Source organism: Actinoplanes subglobosus (genome assembly GCF_042650585.1).
Lineage (GTDB): Bacteria > Actinomycetota > Actinomycetes > Mycobacteriales > Micromonosporaceae > Actinoplanes > Actinoplanes subglobosus.
This window is the reverse complement of the sequence record NZ_JBHSBL010000037.1, coordinates 22,475-39,747: the sequence shown is the minus strand read 5'-3', so window position 1 is coordinate 39,747 and position 17,273 is coordinate 22,475. Positions and strand designations below refer to the sequence as shown.

Here is a 17,273-nt window from a genome sequence, read left to right as displayed (position 1 = left end):
CGATGAAGCGCAATCTGTGGCACGTCGCCGACTACCGCAACCTTTTCCTGTCGCACTCGGTGAGCCTGGTCGGCACGCACATCAGCATCCTGGCCTTCCCGTTGATCGCCCTGCTCCTGCTGGACGCCTCGGCGACCGAGGTGAGCCTGCTGGCCGCCGTGGAGTTCCTGCCGTCGCTGCTGCTGGGACTCCCGGCCGGCGCGTGGGTGGAGCGCCTGCCACGGCGTACCGTGCTGATCGTCTCCGATGTCGCCCGGGCCGTGGCGATGGCCGCGATCCCGGCCGCCTACGTCTTCGACGTCCTGACCATGCCGTTGCTGTTCGTCGTCGCGTTCGTGATCGGCCTCGGCACCCTGTTCTTCGACGTGGCCCAGATGTCCTACCTGCCGGCACTGATCGCCGAGGAGGAGCTGGCCGACGGCAACGGCAAGATGGAGGGCGCGCGGTCGTTCGCGCAGCTGGCCGGCCCGAGCGCCGGTGGCTTCCTGGTCCAGGTGTTCACCGCGCCCCTGGCGATCGCGCTGGACGTTCTCACGTACGTCGCGTCGGCGATCTTCCTGCTCCGGGTCCGCGGGCGCGAGACGCCGCCGGAGCCGATCGAGAAGATGACGCTGCGCGGGGAGATCGCCGAGGGCGTCCGGTTCGTGTTCGGCCACCCGCTGGTCCGGCCGCTGGCCCTGTGCGCGCTCGCCGCCGACCTGGCCTTCGCGGCGGTGCTGGCACTCCAGGTGCCGTACGCCGCGAACACCCTCGGCCTGCAGCCCGGCGCCATCGGTGTCGCGCTCGCCATCGGCAGTGCCGGTGGCCTGCTCGGCGCGGTGCTGAGCAGCCCGCTCGCCGACCGGATCGGCTCGGGCCGGGCGGTGACCGCGAGTGTCGTGGTGTTCAGCGTGGGCGCGGCGATGGTGCCGCTGGCCACCGGTGTCGCCGGGTTCACCGCCGGCCTGTTCGTGGTCTACCTGGGGGTGGTCGTGTTCAACGTGCTCCAGATGACGATCTGCCAGACCGTCACGCCGGAGCGGCTGCTCGGCCGGATGAACGCCACGCTGCGGTTCCTCTCCTGGGGCGCGGTGCCGGTGGGTGCGGCCGTCGGTGGTCTGCTGGTGGCGCCGCTCGGGATCCGGGCGGTGCTGTGGATCGCCGCCGGGGTGTGCGCCCTGGCCGTGCTGCCGCCGCTGTTCTCGCAGATCCGGACCGGTTCACCGGCCCTCACCGAGGAGCCGGCAGCCGAGGAGCCGGCAGCCGGGGAACCGGCAGCCGAGGAGGAGACGGCCTCCGCCGGGGCGACCGGCCCGGCCGACCTGCTCGACGCGCGGGACCCGCGATGACCGGGCCGCACGAGCAGGACACGAGCGGATACGTGGCGGTCGTCGGGCTGGCCGCGCGGGTGCCGGCCGCCGACGGGGCCGGCGGGCTCTGGGACGCGCTGGTCCGCGGCGACGACATGATCACCCGGTTCCCGGCAGCGGACGGGCACGTCCCCGCCTACGGCGTGGTGGCCGGCGCCGACGAGTTCGACGCGGCCTTCTTCGGGTACGCACCACGCGAGGCCCTGCTGCTGGACCCTCAGCACCGGGTGTTCCTGGAATGCGCGTGGGAGGCCCTGGAGGACGCCGGATACGACCCGGCCCGCGGCGACCGGACGATCGGTGTCTTCGGCGGCAGCGGCGACACCGGCCACTTCTCGGCGCTGCTGGCGCACCGGGCGATGCTGCCCGGCACCAGCGAATGGCAGCTGCGGCTGGCCAGCGGCGCCGACTTCCTGACCAGCCGGGTGTCGTACAAGCTGGGACTGACCGGTCCGGCCGTGACCGTGCAGACCGCCTGCTCGACGTCGCTGGTCGCGGTGCACACGGCGGTGCAGGCGCTGCTGGCCGGTGACTGCGACATCGCCCTGGCCGGCGGGGTCACGCTGCGGGTGCCGCATCCGGTCGACGAGTTCTCCGACGACGGGGTGTTGTCGCGGGACGGACACTGCCGGGCCTTCGATGCGGCCGCCGGTGGCACCGTCGCCAGTGACGGCGCCGGTGTCGTGGTGCTCAAACGGTTCGACGAGGCGGTACTCGACGGCGACGACGTCCGGGCCGTGATCCGCGGGTCGGCGGTCAACAACGACGGGTCGGCCAAGGCCGGGTTCACCGCGCCGAGCGTCGACGGTCAGGCCGGGGCGGCCCGGCTGGCGCTGTCGATCGCCGGTGTGGACGGTGCCGACGTCGGCTATGTCGAGGCGCACGGCACGGGTACGCCGGTCGGCGACCCGATCGAGGTGCGGGCGCTGGCGAAGGCGTACGGCGTACCGCGGGGGGATTGTGTCCTGGGGTCGGTGAAGGCGAACCTCGGGCACACCGACGCCGCCTCGGGGGTGATCGGCCTGATCAAGGCCGTGCTGGCGCTGCGTCACGAGATCATCCCCGGCACCCTGCACTTCCGGGAGCCGAACCCGGCACTGGACCTGGAGCGCACGCCGTTCCGGGTGAGTTCCCGCCCGCAGCCGTGGCCGCGCTCGTCACGGCCGAGGCTGGCGGCGGTCAACTCGCTGGGCATCGGCGGCACGAACGCGCACGTGGTGCTGGAGGAGGCGCCGGTGCCGGCGCCCCGCGAGGCGGGACGTCCCTACCAGCTGCTGCCGCTGTCCGCGCGGACCGGCACGGCCTTGCGGGCGTCGGCGCAGCGGCTGGCCGGGGCGCTGGACGACGGCGCCGCGCTCGGCGACGTGGCGTGGACGCTGCAGACCGGGCGTGCGGTGTTCGGTCATCGCGGGTTCGTGGCGGCCGGTGACGTGCGGCAGGCCCGTGAGCTGCTGGCCGGCGAGAGCATGTCGGCGGTGCGCAGCCCGGACCGGCCGCGGCCGGTGGCGTTCCTCTTCCCCGGTCAGGGCGGGCAGTACCCCGGTATGGCCGCCGACCTGTACACGTACGAGCCGGTGTTCCGCGCCGCGGTCGATCGCTGTGCCCACCTGGCCGAGCCGCGCCTGGGTTTCGACCTGCGCACCATGATCTACCCGGACGCCGCCGGGCGGGCGACGGCCGCCGACCGGATGACCGGCATGCTGGGCGGGCAGGCCGCGGTCTTCACCGTTCAGTACGCCCTCGCCGCCCTCTGGCGTTCCTGGGGTGTCGAGCCCGATCTGGTCCTCGGCCACAGTCTCGGCGCCTACGCGGCGGCGACCGTCGCCGGGACGCTCGACGTGGCCGACGCGCTCGCTCTCGTGCTGCACCGCGGCCGGATCCTGGGTGATCTGCCCAGCGGCGCGATGCTGGCGGTGTCGCTGCCCGAGGACGAGCTGGCGCCGATGCTCTCCGATGACCTGTCGATCGCGGCGGTCAACGGCCCCCGGCAGTGCGTGGTGACCGGCCCGGCCGACCGGGTCGCGGCGGTCCGGGACGCGCTCACCGCACGCGACGTCGAGGCCCGGCTGCTGCACATCAGTGCGGCCGCCCACTCGGCGCTGGTCGATCCGGCACTGCCCGCCTTCGAGAAGATCGTCGCCGGAGTCACGCTGCGACCACCGGGCCTGCCGTGGATCTCGGACCGTACCGGGCAGCCGGTCACCGCCGGGCAGGCGTGCTCGCCGTCCTACTGGAGCGAGCACCTGCGGCACACCGTCCACTTCGACGCGGCGCTGCGGACGCTGTTCGCCTCCGGTGAGCACGCCCTGCTGGAGATCGGCCCGGGCCGGACCCTGGCCACCCTGGCCCGCCGCCACCCGGAATGCGGGACGGATCGTCCGGTGGTGGCGAGCCTGCCGCACGCCGCCGACGACGCCGGTGGGGGCGGTCCGACCATGATGGCGGCACTCGGCCGGCTGTGGCAGCACGCCGTTCCGGTCGACTGGGCCGCCGTGCACGCCGGGGACGAACCCCGCCGGACCCCGCTGCCGACGTATCCGTTCGAACGGCAGCGGTTCCGGCTGACGGCCGGGGACTCCCCGGCGACCGTCGCCGTGGCGGAGGACGGCGACGACTTCGAGGCTCCGGTCGGTGATCTGGAGGAGACGGTGGCGGCCGCGTTCGGTGAGGTGCTCGGACTCGACGACGTGGGCCGGCACGACAACTTCTTCGACCTGGGCGGGGACTCGCTCGTCGCCGCCCAGTACTGCCGGCTCGTGCGGGACTCGACCGGGGCCCGGCTGACCGTGCGGGCCGTCTTCGAGGCGCCCACGGTGGCCCGGCTCGCCGAGGAACTGACCCGGATGTCGGCGGTGGCGTCGTGACCCGGGCCGAACCACGGTGGGTGCTGTCCCGGCCACGGCGTACCCCGGCCGTCACCCGGACGTACTGTTTCCCGCACAGCGGCGGCTCCCCCGGCGAATACCTGCGCTGGGGTGCCCGGCTGCGCGACCACGACATCCGGGCCGTGCAGCTGCCGGGACGGGGCAGCCGCCTCGGCGAGGAGCCGTTCACCCGGATGGGGGCGCTGGTCGAGGCGGTGATCGGGCACCTCGCCCTGGACACGCCGTACGTGCTGTTCGGGCACAGTCTCGGGGCGCTCGTTGCCTACGAGACCGCCCGGTCCCTGCGTGCGTGGGGACTGCCGGGACCGGACGCCCTGGTCCTGTCCGGCACGGCCGCCCCGCACGCGCTGCCGCCGCGGCCGTCGCTGAACGGACTGGACGGTCCGGAACTGCTGGCCGAGATCGAGCGCCTCTACGGGCCGGTGCCGGCGACACTGCACGAGGATCCGGAGCTCAGCACACTGCTGCTCGGCGGGCTGCGGGCCGACCTGGAGATCGTCAGCGGCTACCGGCCGGTGATGTCGGAGCCGCTGTCCTGCCCGATCACCGTGCTCGGCGGGCGGGACGACGACGAACCGCTCGACGGTCTGGGCGCTTGGCGGGCGTACACCTCCGGCGCCTTTGATCTGCGTCTCTTCCCCGGTGACCACTTCTACTTCCGGGAGTCTCCCGATGAGTTCTTCGACCACCTCGACGCCGTCCTCACCCGGACCGCTGCACCGGATCTTCACCGGCACGGTCCCGTGGGACCTGTTGCATCCGTTTCCCGCGCAGTCGCCGGCTGACCGCGAGCGCGGCGACACCGTCGCGGCCGCCCTGGCCCGGCTGCTGCGCGAACACGTCGACCCGGAACTCGTCGACACCACCGGGCGGCTGCCGGACGGGCTGACCGGGGCGCTGCGGGCCGGCGGGTTCCTCCAGCTCATGATCGACGAGGAGCTGGGCGGGCTCGGGCTGTCGCCGTACAACGCCTTCCGGGTCCTGCAGACCGGCGCCACCTGGTCGTCGCCGGTCGCCTACAGCCTGGCCATCACCAACGGCTTCGGGTCCGGCTCCTACCTGCCGCTGATGCCGGACGGGCCGCTCAAGGACCTGATCAGCGCGCGGGTCGTTGAGGGTGTGGTGTCCGGCGGCGCCGACGCCGAGCCCACCGGCACCGCCAACGAGAGCCGCGCGACCACCGCCGCCCCCGTCGACGACGGCAAGTTCTACGAGATCACCGGCGAGAAGGTGTTCATCGGCAACGCGGCGATCGCCGGGCTGATGGACGTCTCCGCGACCGTCGGTGACGAGGTGCGGCTGCTGTTCGTGGAGACCGGCACGCCCGGCTTCGAGGTCCTCGGGCGGCACGAGTTCATGGGGCTGCGCGGCGCCGAGATCGGGCGCATCGGTCTCGACCGGGTCCGGGTGCCGGCGTACGCCCTGATGGACGAGTCCGAGGAGGGCTGGCGGATGCGCCCCGGCGAGCCGTCGGTGGCGGCCGGTCTCGGTCAGCTGGCGTCACTGGGCCGGATGCTGGTCATCGGTCCGCCCGCACTGGCCACCGCCCGGCTCTGTCTGCAATGGTCACGCGAGTTCACCGCACACCGGGTGATCGACGGCCGGCCCCTGGACGGTTACCAGGAGATCCGGCACCGCATCGCGCTGACCGCCGCCGACGTCTACACCATCGACAGCGTCACCAGCTGGGTGCTGCACCACCCGGACCAGCCGGAACTCACCGCCGCCAAGAACATCACCTCGCTGGCCTGCTGGCGGGCGATCGACCGGACGATGTCGCTGCTCGGCGGTGAAGGCTACGAGACGGCGGCCAGCAAGGCACGCCGCGGGGCCGCACCACTGCCCGTCGAACGGTTCTTCCGCGACGCCCGCGCGCTGCGGGTCGCCGGCGGCGTCGACTTCATGCTCGACCGCTGGACCGCCGAGACGGCCCTGAGCAGCTGCCGGTTCACCCCCGATCGGCCTCCGGCGCCGGTCGGCGCGGGCCTCGACCCCTCCTGCGGTACGCACCTCGCGTTCCTCCACCAGCAGGCCGGCGACCTCGCCACCGCCTGCACACCACCGACCACGTCCCAGCGCCGCAGCACGGTCCTCGGCGCCATCGCCGGTGAACTGCTGAGCATGTCGATCGTCCTGGCCCGGGCCGACCAGTGCGGCGGCGACCCGGCGCAGCTGTCCCTCGCCGACCTGTCCTGCCGTTCGTCGCGCCACCGGCTGGCCGCCCTGTGGCCGCAACTCGACGAGGAACCGGCCGGCACGGCGGACTGGGACTTCCTGCTCCGCGACATGACCCCCGCACGAGAGGACGCCTCCTGACATGCGTGACCCTTCACCGATCCGGGCCTCCGAGACGCGCTGCGTCGACCTGTGCGTCCACGAGCTGTTCGCCGAGCACGCACTGGCCACACCGGAACGGATCGCCGTCACCTCCGACGGCACCGACATCACCTACGGCGAACTGAACGCCCGCGCCGAACGCCTCGCCGCCCGGCTGGTGGCCGCCGGGGTGCGCCCTGACGAGGCGGTGGGCGTACTCCTGGAACGCTCCGCCGACTTCGTCGTCGCGGTGCTCGGCATCCTCAAGGCCGGCGGCTGCTACGTGCCGCTCGACCCCGAGTATCCGGCGGCCCGGCTGACCACCATGATCGACGTCGCCGGTGTCCGGACGCTGCTGGCCCGAGGGCCGCTGGCCGGTTACGACGGCGCGATCCTCGACGTCGCCGGTGTCCGGACGCTGCCGGCCCCAGGGCCGCTGGCCGACTACGACGGCGCGATCTCCGACGTCGCCGGTGTCCGCACGCTGCCGGCCCCAGGGCCGCTGGCCGACTACGACGGCGCGATCTCCGACGTCGCCGGTGTCCGGACGCTGCCGGCCCCAGGGCCGCTGGCCGACTACGACGGCGCGATCTCCGACGTCGACACACCCGGCGACACCGGCCACGCGGCGGTGCACGTCCACCCCGACGACGTCGCCTATCTGATGTTCACCTCCGGCTCCACCGGCATCCCGAAAGGTGTCGCGGTCCGGCACGCCGGGATCGTCCGGCTGGTCGACGACCCCGACTACGCCCGGCTCGGACCGGACGAGGTGATCGCCCAGCTGTCGACGGTGTCGTTCGACGCGTCCACCTTCGAGATCTGGGGTGCCCTGGCCAACGGCGGACGCCTGGTCATCGCGCCGCCCGGACCGCTGTCCCCGGCCGAACTCGCCGGCCTGCTCCGCCGGGAACGGGTGACGACCGCGTGGATGACCGCCGGCCTGTTCAACGTCATGGTCGACGAGTGCCTGACCGGCCTGCGCGGGCTGCGGCAGCTGCTCACCGGCGGTGACGTGATGTCGCCCCAGCGGGCCCGCCGCTTCCTCGAGGAGGTACCCGACTGCCGGCTGATCAACGGTTACGGGCCGACCGAGGTCACCACGTTCACGACCTGCCACACCGTGACGCTCCACGACACGCTGCAACCACGGGTCCCGATCGGACGGCCGATCTCCGGTACGCACGTCGAGATCCTCGACGACCGGTTCCGTCCGGTGCCGGTCGGCGTACCCGGATTCCTGCACGCCGGCGGCCTCGGCGTGAGCCGTGGCTACATCGGCGACCCGGCACTGACCGCGCAACGGTTCGTCCCCGACCCGTGGGCCTGCGGGCAGCGCCTCTACGCCACCGGTGACCTGGCAGCCTGGCGTCCGGACGGAACGATCGACTTCCTCGGGCGCGCCGACCACCAGTTCAAGAAACGCGGCTTCCGGGTCGAACCGGCCGAGATCGAGGAGACGCTGCGCCGCGACGCGCTGGTGAAGGACGCCGCCGTGACCCTGCGCGGCACCGGCACCGACGACACCACCCTGATCGCCTGCGTGGTGCCGGCCGCGAACAGCCCCGAATTCTTCACCGGCCTGCGCGGCCGGCTACGCGAGCACCTGCCCGAACACCTGCTGCCGGACCGGTTCGCGGCCGTCGACGCCATCCCGCTCACCCCCAACGGCAAGGTGGACCGCAAGGCCCTGACCACCCTGGCCGACCAGACTCCCGCCACAGCCGGTGCCGGTGCCGGCCCGCACACGCATGCCGCTAGGCACACACATGCCGACCCGCACACGGCCACCGATCCGTACACGGCCACCGATCCGTACACGGCCACTGATCCGTACCCGGCCACTGATCCGTACACGCCCACCGAGACGGCGCTCGCCGAGATCTGGAGCGAGTTGCTCAGGCATCCGGGCGTCACCCGCGACGACGACTTCTTCGAGCTGGGCGGGCAGTCGTTGCAGGCCGGCCGCATGGCGTCACGGATCCGGGCCCGTCTCGGCGTCGACGTCCGGCTGCGAACCGTCTTCGACAACCCAACGGTCGCCGAACTGGCCCGCGAGATCGACCGGCAGCCGCCCCAATCCTCCTGAAAAAGCAGCCGCCCATCAGGCCCAGAACAACGACCAGCAGCCGCGTCAGGGTCTCCGAACCAAGCCATTCCATCACGGTCACGGGCAGAGACGGGTTCGCCGCGGCCAGGCCTGGGCCGTCCAGCAACGCGATCAGTCTCGCCACCGGCAGTCTTGGGTGGTGTGCCGCAGCTCGGCGGACCGGCCGGTCCGGGTCGTCAGCAGATCCGGTGGCCACCGGTGACCACACCCATACCGACCATCGGGCGCGGCCACCGCCCCTGGGCGGACGATGGCCACACCATCCACGCCTTCGGGCGCAACTGCCGCCCACCGAGGGCGGCGAACACACCCGGACCCGCCATCGGGCGCCGCCGCCACCCGGCCAAGGGCGGCAAACAGACCCGCCCACACCTTTGGGCCCAACTGCCGCCCACGGAGGGCGACGAACACACCCGAACGCACCATCGGGCGCCGCCACCACCCCGCCGAAGGCGGCGAACACACCCGGACCCGCCATCGGGCGCCGCCGCCACCCGGCCAACGGCGGCAAACAGACCCGCCCACACCTTTGGGCCCAACTGCCGCCCACGGAGGGCGACGAACACACCCGAACGCACCATCGGGCGCAGCTACCGCCCACCCGAGGACGGTGAACACACACACCCGCACCTTCGGGTGGGCCTGCCGCCCACGGAGGGCGATAAACTCACCCGGACGCACCATCGGGTGCCGGGGCCAACCCGCCGAGGGCGGCGAACACACCCACCCGCGGCTTCGGGTGCGGCTGCCGCCCACGGAGGGCGGTGAACGCACCCGGACGAGCCGTCGGGTGCCGCAGCCCACCCACTGAGGAGGGCGGTGAACGCACCCAAACGGGCCGTCGGGCCGGCAGTTCCCGGGACCCGGCACCGGGTCTGGTGGTCGGCCCTTGACGGGTCGTGGCCGGGGCGGTCTGCGGGCGTCAAACAGTGAGCGGGACACCGAAGGCAGCCTGACAGGCGGCACGCTCACGACTGTCGATGACACCGGCCAGGATCAGACACTGCGCCCCAGCATCGAGGAAGTCGCAGCTCACCGCGCCCAGCAACAAGGAAGTCGCAGACTACCGCGCCCCGGTGTCGAGGAAGTTGTGGCCCGCCGCGCGCCCAGGTTGCGCGAGGTTGTCTTGCCGACGCCCACGGTTCCGGTGATCAGCAACGCCGCGGTGGTCATGGCAGGGTGGCGCCGATCGCTGTCAGGTGGGCCTCGAACGCGGCCACCATGTCGAACGACGGGTCGAGCAACCACTGGGTCTGCAGGCCGTCCATCACGGCGAGCAGCCCGGCCGCGACCTGGGCGGCGGGCGGGCCCGGGGGCAGTGTGCCCTGGGCGCGGGCGGTCTCGACGCCTTCGGTGGCGGTGCGGCGGACCTCGTCGTACCGATTGCGGAAGAAGGTGTGGGCCGGATGATCGGAAGCGGTCGCCTCGGCCGAGAGCGTGGTGAAGAGATGAACCATGCCGCGGTCCGCCGCGTTACGGTTGACCATGTCACGCAGCCCGGCGACGAAACCGCCGGAGGTGGCGCCCAGCTTCATGCTGTTGCCCAGGTCGCGTTCCTCGAGGAGGGCCACGAGCAGCCCTTCCTTGGACAGGAAATGGTGGATGATGTTGCCGGCGCTGACTCCCGCACGGTCGGCGACGTCGCGGAGGACACCGCCACGGAATCCGTGCTCGGCGAAGACGGCACGCGCGGCGTCGAGGATGGTCCGGCGGGCTTCACGGCCGGAGACGTACGGGCCACGCGGACCGCGTTTACGGGATTCGGCGGCGTTCGTCACCCGTCGACCGTACTGGGACCGATACGCCGGTTCGTCCCCGATGTGTTCCGGGCGTTTCCCGGCATATACACCCCGGGGGTGAAGCGATCGCCGCGCCCGATGAAGCCTTCGGCGCCCCCGATGAAGCCATCGGCGCCCCCGATGAAGCGATCGGCGCCCCGAGGAATCAATCACCGCCCCCGAGGAAGCGACCGCCGCCACCGAGGAATCAATCACCGCCCCCGAAGAAGCGACCGCCGCCCCGAGGAATCATTCGGCACGCCCGAGGAATCATTCGGCACGCCCGAGGAAGCGATCGGCGCCCGCGCACAGGGCGGGGGCGCCGATCGGCTGCGGGAGATCTCAGGCGCCGCCGCCGGACCTGAACAGGTCGCGGAAGAAGACGCCCCGGACATCGGCGGACATCTCGTAGACGTCCTCGTTGTGGCGTTTGGCCAGGGTGCGGGCGAAGCTGTTCATCGCCGGCGCCCCGCTCCAGAAGAGGAACACGCCGCAGAACACCGTCACGATCACGGCGACGGCGAGCGGCAGCCCGACCGATCTGGGTACGCCGAGCCCGGCGGTGACGGCGACCAGGAGAAGGCCGGGGATCCCGGCCATCGCCATGCGCAGCCCCCACACCGCCCGGCGGTAGCCCGGGAGTGCCCGCATCTGCTGCCGCTCCTCCGCGGAGATCATCAGTCCCCCCACTGTGCCCAGTCCCACTTGTCGACCCAGGTCATCACGACACCACCGCCTCCGGAGACGGGTCCGCCGGGGCTGATGTGGGCGCCCACCCCGCCGTCGAGCTGGATCGTCAGGTCCTTGCCGGAGTCCACCTCCGCGCCAACGGTCAGGACCTCGCCGCCGGAGACCGACCCGAACAGCTGCGGGCCCTCCAGGTCGTCCATCCGGTCGGCGGTCGACACCATACCGCCGATGGTCAGATCGAATCCGGCCGCCGGGCCGGCGCCGTCCTTGACGCTGCCACTCCATCCGACACCGTCGCCGTCGACGAGGATGCAGCCGCCGGCTACGCCGAGGACACCGAGCTGGAAGCTGGCGTTGACGCAGACACCGCCGACCATGGCCCAGTTGACGCGGCCGAGCAGACCTTCGCTGGTGCCTTCCGGGATGCCGGTGACGTCGAGGCCGTCACCCCACGGGCTCGGGCTGGGTGTCGGCTTCTTGCCGTCGACGGCGGCGCCGACGACCGGGCGGACACCGGGGTCCGGCACACCTCCGACGACCGGGCGGACACCGACGTCGGGGACGGGCACGATCACCGGCCGTACGCCCGGGTCGGGCACACCGCCACCGCCGACGTACGGACGGCTGCCGGGGTCGGGCACGCCACCACCGGTGTTGTCGTCGTTGTTGTTGTTGTTGTCATCGTCGGTGTCGTCCGGTTCGGGGCGGACACCCGGATCCGGTACGCCTTTCGGCTCACACCAGTCGTTGGCCCAGATGCAGAGGCCGGTCGGGTCGCTGAAGGTCATCGGGTTGTTGTTGGCGTACGCGTAGGAGTTCCACTGCTGCGGGTCGCTGAAGTCCTGCATCGGGTCGGACGAGATGAACCGGCCGTTGACCGGGTCGTATTCGCGGGCGCCGAGGTGGACCAGCCCGGTGCTGTCGATGGTGCCGCCGACGAAGCCACGGGTGTTGGGCCACACGCTGCTCGTCGTGTCGCGCGACTTGCCGTACGGCGTCTGCCGCCGGATGGTCGCCTGCTGGGTGCTCGCGTTGATCGCGACGCCCGCCGTGCCCTGGTGGTCGGGTGACAGCCAGGTCAGCCCGGCGGCGGTCCGCGATCCGATGGTCCCTTCGCCGTGGGTGTAGTAGCGGGTGCAGCTGCGGGTGGCGGTGCTGGTGGTGTACCGGATCTCCTGACCCGGCAGGTAGAGGGTGCGGCCGGTGGCGTCCCGCTGGATCAGCCGGTGCCCGTCGGCGTCGTAGATGTAGCTGGTGGTGCCGCCGCTGCCGGTGACCGTGTCGACGCGGCCCTCGGCGTCCCAGGTCAGGGTCTGGGTGCCGGTGGTCGCGGCCGGCCGGGTGAGTGTGTTGCCGGTGGCGTCGTAGGTGTAGGTGCCGACCCTGGCCCCGGTCGTGGCGGTCATCGTGTGCGGCCGGACGGCGGAGGCACCCGACGCCGGGTACGTGTACCCGGTGACCGCGGACGTCGTGGCGGTCCGGGCGGTCTCCTCGGTGCGGTTGCCGATCGAGTCGATCGACCAGCTGCTCCAGTAGGGGGCGGGTCCGCCGAGCGATGCCTGCGCCGGGGCGGCCGCACAGTCACCGGACGCCGGCGTCCAGGCCTGGGTGAGCCGGGCGAGCTGGTCGTAGGTGAAGCACTGGGTGTCGTCGACGCCTTCGGGCGCGGCGTCGGCGGCGCTGATCACGTTGCCGGCATTGTCGTAACGGTAGGTGACGTCGGCCAGGATGTACGGCGCCACCGAGTCCCGGTCGGTGCGGATCCCGGTGATCCGCCCGGTCTCCAGCTCGCGGGTGTACTTGGTGTAGACCCGGCCGCCCGCGCCCGTGCCGGTGTAGAGCTTGACCTGGTCGAGCTGGCCGAGCGCGTTGTAGTCGGTGCCGGTCACGTACTGCTGGTTGACGCTGCCGTAGAGGCTGTCCACGGTGGTCGCCCCGCCGAGCGCGTTGTAGCCGAAGGTGAGGGTCTCCGCCTCCAGCCCGGTGTTGGTGGCGGGCACGCTCGTCGACTTGACCGAGCCGTCGACGTGGTAGGTCTGCGAGTAGTTGTAGATGCCGTCGACGCCGGTCTCGGTCTCCGGGATCACGATCTGGGTGTTGCCGGGCTGGTAGGCGTCGTTGTAGTCGAGCACCTTGACCTGGTATCCGACCGAGCCCATGAACCGGGTCGACTGGGACAGCTGCCCCAGGGCCACGGTGTCGTAGATCCACTGGGCGCGCAGCACCCCGCCGACCTCGTCGTCGTAGGCGGCCCGTTTCCGGTTCAGCGCGTCGTAGTGGTAGGCGATCTTCTCGCCCCGGGCGTCGGTGCTGGTCGCCACGTTGCCCGCGTTGTCGTAGGTGAACGTGGTGACGCCCCGGTCCGGGTCGTCGGCCTTGGTCTGCCGTCCACGGACGTCGTAGGTGTAGACCCAGTCGTTGAGTTTGTCGTCGACGATCCGGGTCCGGTAGCCGCGGGCGTCGAATTCGTACTTCGTACTCACCCACGTGCTGGTGCCGCTCTTCTGCCGCAGCTCGACGGTCCGCCCGCGGGCGTCGCTCACCGTCGACGTGGTGGTGCCGCCGGCCGGTGGGGTGACGTCGGTGCGGTCACCCCCGTAGGCGGTGCCGGTGCGCCAGCGTTCCACGCCGTACGGCTGGAAGATGCTCGCGACGGTCCGGTCGGCGCCGTCGTAGACCGTCCGGGTCTGGTCCGGCACGGTGGCCGCGTCGCTGGTGGCCAGCAGTGTTCCGCCCGGGCTGCCGCTGGTGTGGTAGGCGCCGTACTCCAGGGTGCGGCGCCCGGCGGTGTCGTAGAACTTCTCGGTGACGATCCGCCCGCCCGACGGCGACGGCGCCTGGGTCTGACGCTCCCGCAGCAACCCGTCGTAGAGGGTGTAGGAGGTGACGTAGGCACCGGCCGCGTTCAGCGTCGACGTGGTCACCACCGACGGGCTGCCGGCGTTGACGGCGTACGTGTACTTGATGTTCGCCGTGTCGGTGCCCTTGACCCGGCCCGGCTTCCAGACCGCGGTGAGCCGGCCCAGGGCGTCGTATTCGGTGTCGGTGCGTTTGCCGTTCGGGTCGACGGTGCCGACCGTGAGACCCCACGCCGGTTCGAAGGTCGCCGTGGTCTCGTGCAGCAGCGGGTTCTTCGTCAGCGTCGAGCTCACCGGGCCGTCGGTGACCGGCGTGTACGCGGTGGTGGTGACGTTGCCCAGCGCGTCGGTGACCGAGGTGGGCCGGCCGTGCACGTCGTAACCGGTCTTGCCGGCCACCACGAACGACGGGGTCCCGCTCGTCCAGGCCGATATGGTCTGGGTCTGGGTGGGCAGGCCGCGGGTCGGCGCGACCTCGAACGCCTTGTCGTCGTAGAGGGTCCGGTTCTCGCTGATCACCTGCGCTTCGGTGAGGGTGCCGGTGGTGGCGGAGCAGGCGACCGCGTACGACTGGGTGCGGTGGGCCCGGTCGAGGATCCACGAGGTGGTGTTGCGCGGCGTGTAGTCGGTTCTGGTGCACTGCTCGTCACCGATGACGCCGTCGACGCCCTGGTCGTCGGTCTGCACCACCATGCCGTACTCGTCGAAGCTGTTGACCGTCCGGGTCACGCGCTCGCCGCGGCCGCCGTCGAGGGTGACGTGGCCGGTGGTGGTCTCGATGCCGGTGATGCGGGCGGTGACGGTGTCGCCGTTGATGGTGCGGCTGGCGGTCGCGGCCGACGCCCACGGGGTGTGCAGGGTCTTCTCGACGACCGCGCCGCCGGGCCCGTTGAACGTGGTGGTCTGGCGCAGCCGGCCGGCGAACCAGTCCTCGTCGGCGATCCCGTCGACGGTGACCGGTTTGAGCCCGCCGTCGGCGTTGAGCCGGTCGCCGTTCATGCCCCGGAAGTAGCGGGTCTCCGAGTAGGTCTGCTCCCCCGGGTCACCGACGGTCACGCCGACCCGGCCGTAACCCCGATAGCCGGACCAGGTCTTGTACTTCTTCTTGATCAGGCCGTCGTCGTCGGCGTAGTGCCAGGCCGCGCCGTCGTAGTAGGTGTACTGGTACACCTTGCGGGCGCTGCCCAGTGGTGGCACGCCGCCGGTGTTGTCCTGTTCGTAGACGGTGGTGACGACGTATTTGTTGAACCAGTCGGTGACCGGGTCCTCGTACCCCTGCGGAACCCATTTCACCGGATAGCAGCGACTGGTGTTGGTCGCCGGAGCCGGGGTGGCGCCGGCCTGGCAGTCCTGCTCGGAGTAGACGACGCTGATCGTGCCGCCGGTCTCGGTGCGGATCCGGGCGATGCGCATCCAGTTCATCGCGGCCGCGAAGTCGCCGGTGACGTCGACCCGGTTGGCCTTCTGGACCGCGGTGAACTCCACGTCGGGGGTGGTGGTCGTACCGCCGACCAGGCCGGAGTGCGACAGCTTGGACAGCCACAGGCCGGCCCGGGTGCCGTCACCGGGGTCGGGGAAGGTGTGTGTCAGCGTCCACTTCTCGATGTCCCGGTAGGCGGCGCCGTTGCGGACCTGGGTGGTGATGCTCGCCAGGCGTTTCGTCGACCAGAAGGTCGGCGAGACCTGTTCCTCCTCACAGGTGGCCTCGGTGCACTCGGCGTCCCAGGGGGTGTCGGGCCAGCGGGTCGCGTTGTGGGTGTCGCAGTCGCTCAGGCACCGGTCGTCGTAGGTGAGGTCGACACGCATCGGGGCGAGCGTGTTGTGTGCCGACTCGATGCCGCTGATCCGCCGGGTGCCGTAGTCGATGCGGTCGAGCAGCGCCTCCCGGTCGTAGGGGGCGGCGTCGGTCTCGTCCATGTTCCGGGCGTACTTGTTGGTCTTCTTCTCGTACCAGTACGACATCGAGTTGCCGGAGGTGTCGACGACGTAGTCGAGGTTCCAGCGCCACGCCTGCGTGCAGTCGGAGTCGGCGAAGGCGTCGGCGTGGCAGGGCTCGCCGGGGTCGTTGCCGTAGACCGGGGCGGTCAGCACCGAGTTGGTGACAGCTTTGCCGGTGGTCCAGCCGGGCAGCCGGTTCGCGCCGAACCAGTACTGCGTGCCGTCGGTGGTGGTGAGCACCCAGTACTCGTTGTTGTTGTCGCCGTTGGTGGTGTTGGTCTTGCGCTCGATCCGGCTGCCGTCGTCACCGCGCAGGTGCCAGCGGGCCTCGGTGGCGTTGTAGATCAGCTCGCCCGAGTGGCCGGCCAGCGACAGGGTGGCGTTGTCGGTCTCCCAGCACCGGTCGCCGGTCTTCTCGTCGTTGTTGGCGTCGTCGCCCATGTCCTCGGCGCAGACCTGGTAACGGCGCTCGACGAAACCACCGGCCACCTCGGCGAAGCCCTCACCGACGCGGGACGGCTGGTTGTTCGAGGCGGCGGAACGGCCGTCGACCGACTGCGACGAGTAGGAGAGGCCGATCTTGGGTTCGGGGCCGCCCAGCGCCGGTGGCACCCGCATCGGGTAGTTCCAGGTGAAGGCGCCCGAGTTGCCGCCGGCCTCCCACGTCGACGATGCGTCCAGGGTCGTCGCCGCGTAGTCACCGGCCGGTCCGGACGCCTCCGCCTCGGCCGCGACCAGCGTCGACACGCTCGACACGGCGACATCCGCGGTCAGGGTCTGCGCCTCGGCGTCGTTGACCGTGGTCAGGGGTGTGCCTTTACAGGCGGTCTTCGCCGGGGTGGTCAGGGCGCAGGCGGGCAGGGCGACCAGGCGCAGCCGGCTGGACCAGTCGGCACCGTAGGCGGTCGCGAACGACCGGTAGTCCAGGGTCACCTTCGTGGTGCCGGGGGTGGTCACCCCGTCGGCGCGGCCGAGGCGCATCAGGACGCCCCGGACTCCGGCACGGTCGGTGGCCTTGCGGTCGAGGACCTCGACACTGACCCGGGACGGGGAGGTCCTGGTGGACGGCTTCACCCGTACCGGCAGAGTCTCCGCCTGCCCGGTGACCAGCTCACCCGCGGCTTTCGGCCAGGCCGGTGCCGGACGGTCCGACGCCGGAGGCGGATCGGCGAGCTTCGGGGCCGGGGCGATCCGGGCGGCGGTCACCGGCACCTTCGGCACCGCTTTGACCGATTCTGATCTGTACGGATCAGGCGCGGCCGCCATGGCCGGGGCATGACCGAGGCTCACGACAAGGACGACCGCGAGACTCGCCGCCGTCATCACACGTAGCGTTTTCATCTGGTTCT

The 17,273-nt window shown here is 71.6% G+C and carries 8 protein-coding genes; 5 read left to right on the top strand and 3 right to left on the bottom strand.

Annotation, left to right across the window (positions count from 1 at the left end; all coding sequences use genetic code 11):
• Window positions 1-2: 2 nt before the first annotated feature.
• The 5 genes from ACFO0C_RS46710 to ACFO0C_RS46690 are packed head-to-tail and all read left to right on the top strand — an operon-like array spanning window position 3 to window position 8,639.
• Window positions 3-1,328, top strand: coding sequence for an MFS transporter (locus tag ACFO0C_RS46710; RefSeq protein WP_378073343.1), 1,326 nt, complete (start codon window positions 3-5; stop codon window positions 1,326-1,328).
• Window positions 1,325-4,213 carry a type I polyketide synthase gene (locus tag ACFO0C_RS46705; protein WP_378073342.1) on the top strand — a complete coding sequence of 963 codons (2,889 nt, stop codon included), beginning with the start codon at window positions 1,325-1,327 and terminating at the stop codon, window positions 4,211-4,213. Before ACFO0C_RS46710 ends, ACFO0C_RS46705 begins: the two co-directional genes overlap by 4 nt.
• Window positions 4,210-5,019 (top strand): thioesterase II family protein, encoded by an 810-nt coding sequence (locus tag ACFO0C_RS46700; protein ID WP_378073341.1) that lies wholly within the window; start codon window positions 4,210-4,212, stop codon window positions 5,017-5,019. Before ACFO0C_RS46705 ends, ACFO0C_RS46700 begins: the two co-directional genes overlap by 4 nt.
• A complete protein-coding gene (locus ACFO0C_RS46695) occupies window positions 4,907-6,550 on the top strand; it encodes an acyl-CoA dehydrogenase family protein (RefSeq protein WP_378073340.1) in 1,644 nt (547 codons plus the stop codon). Before ACFO0C_RS46700 ends, ACFO0C_RS46695 begins: the two co-directional genes overlap by 113 nt.
• A 1-nt stretch (window position 6,551) precedes the next feature.
• On the top strand, window positions 6,552-8,639 hold the full coding sequence (locus ACFO0C_RS46690; protein ID WP_378073339.1) for an AMP-binding protein: 2,088 nt from the start codon (window positions 6,552-6,554) through the stop codon (window positions 8,637-8,639).
• Between the two features lie 1,190 nt (window positions 8,640-9,829).
• Here the strand turns inward: ACFO0C_RS46690 and ACFO0C_RS46685 are convergent.
• From ACFO0C_RS46685 to ACFO0C_RS46675, 3 genes are all read right to left on the bottom strand, one after another.
• Complete coding sequence (locus ACFO0C_RS46685) at window positions 9,830-10,438, bottom strand: TetR/AcrR family transcriptional regulator (RefSeq protein ID WP_378073338.1); 609 nt, start codon at window positions 10,436-10,438, stop codon at window positions 9,830-9,832.
• A gap of 342 nt (window positions 10,439-10,780) precedes the next feature.
• The gene (locus tag ACFO0C_RS46680) at window positions 10,781-11,116 is read right to left on the bottom strand and encodes a hypothetical protein (protein WP_378073337.1); all 336 of its coding nucleotides are present in this window, start codon (window positions 11,114-11,116) and stop codon (window positions 10,781-10,783) included.
• Window positions 11,116-17,265: an RHS repeat domain-containing protein gene (locus ACFO0C_RS46675; RefSeq protein ID WP_378073336.1), complete on the bottom strand. Its 6,150-nt coding sequence runs from the start codon at window positions 17,263-17,265 to the stop codon at window positions 11,116-11,118. The genes ACFO0C_RS46680 and ACFO0C_RS46675 overlap by 1 nt, the downstream gene beginning before the upstream one ends.
• Between the last annotated feature and the right edge of the window lie 8 nt (window positions 17,266-17,273).

Bases quoted from the DNA above. Each gene is read 5' to 3' on its own strand.
- ACFO0C_RS46710 (WP_378073343.1), top strand. From the start codon at position 3: ATGAAGCGCAATCTGTGGCACGTCGCCGACTACCGCAACCTTTTCCTG.
- ACFO0C_RS46705 (WP_378073342.1), top strand. From the start codon at position 1,325: ATGACCGGGCCGCACGAGCAGGACACGAGCGGATACGTGGCGGTCGTC.
- ACFO0C_RS46695 (WP_378073340.1), top strand. From the start codon at position 4,907: ATGAGTTCTTCGACCACCTCGACGCCGTCCTCACCCGGACCGCTGCAC.
- ACFO0C_RS46690 (WP_378073339.1), top strand. From the start codon at position 6,552: ATGCGTGACCCTTCACCGATCCGGGCCTCCGAGACGCGCTGCGTCGAC.
- ACFO0C_RS46680 (WP_378073337.1), bottom strand. From the start codon at position 11,116: ATGATCTCCGCGGAGGAGCGGCAGCAGATGCGGGCACTCCCGGGCTAC.
- ACFO0C_RS46675 (WP_378073336.1), bottom strand. From the start codon at position 17,265: ATGAAAACGCTACGTGTGATGACGGCGGCGAGTCTCGCGGTCGTCCTT.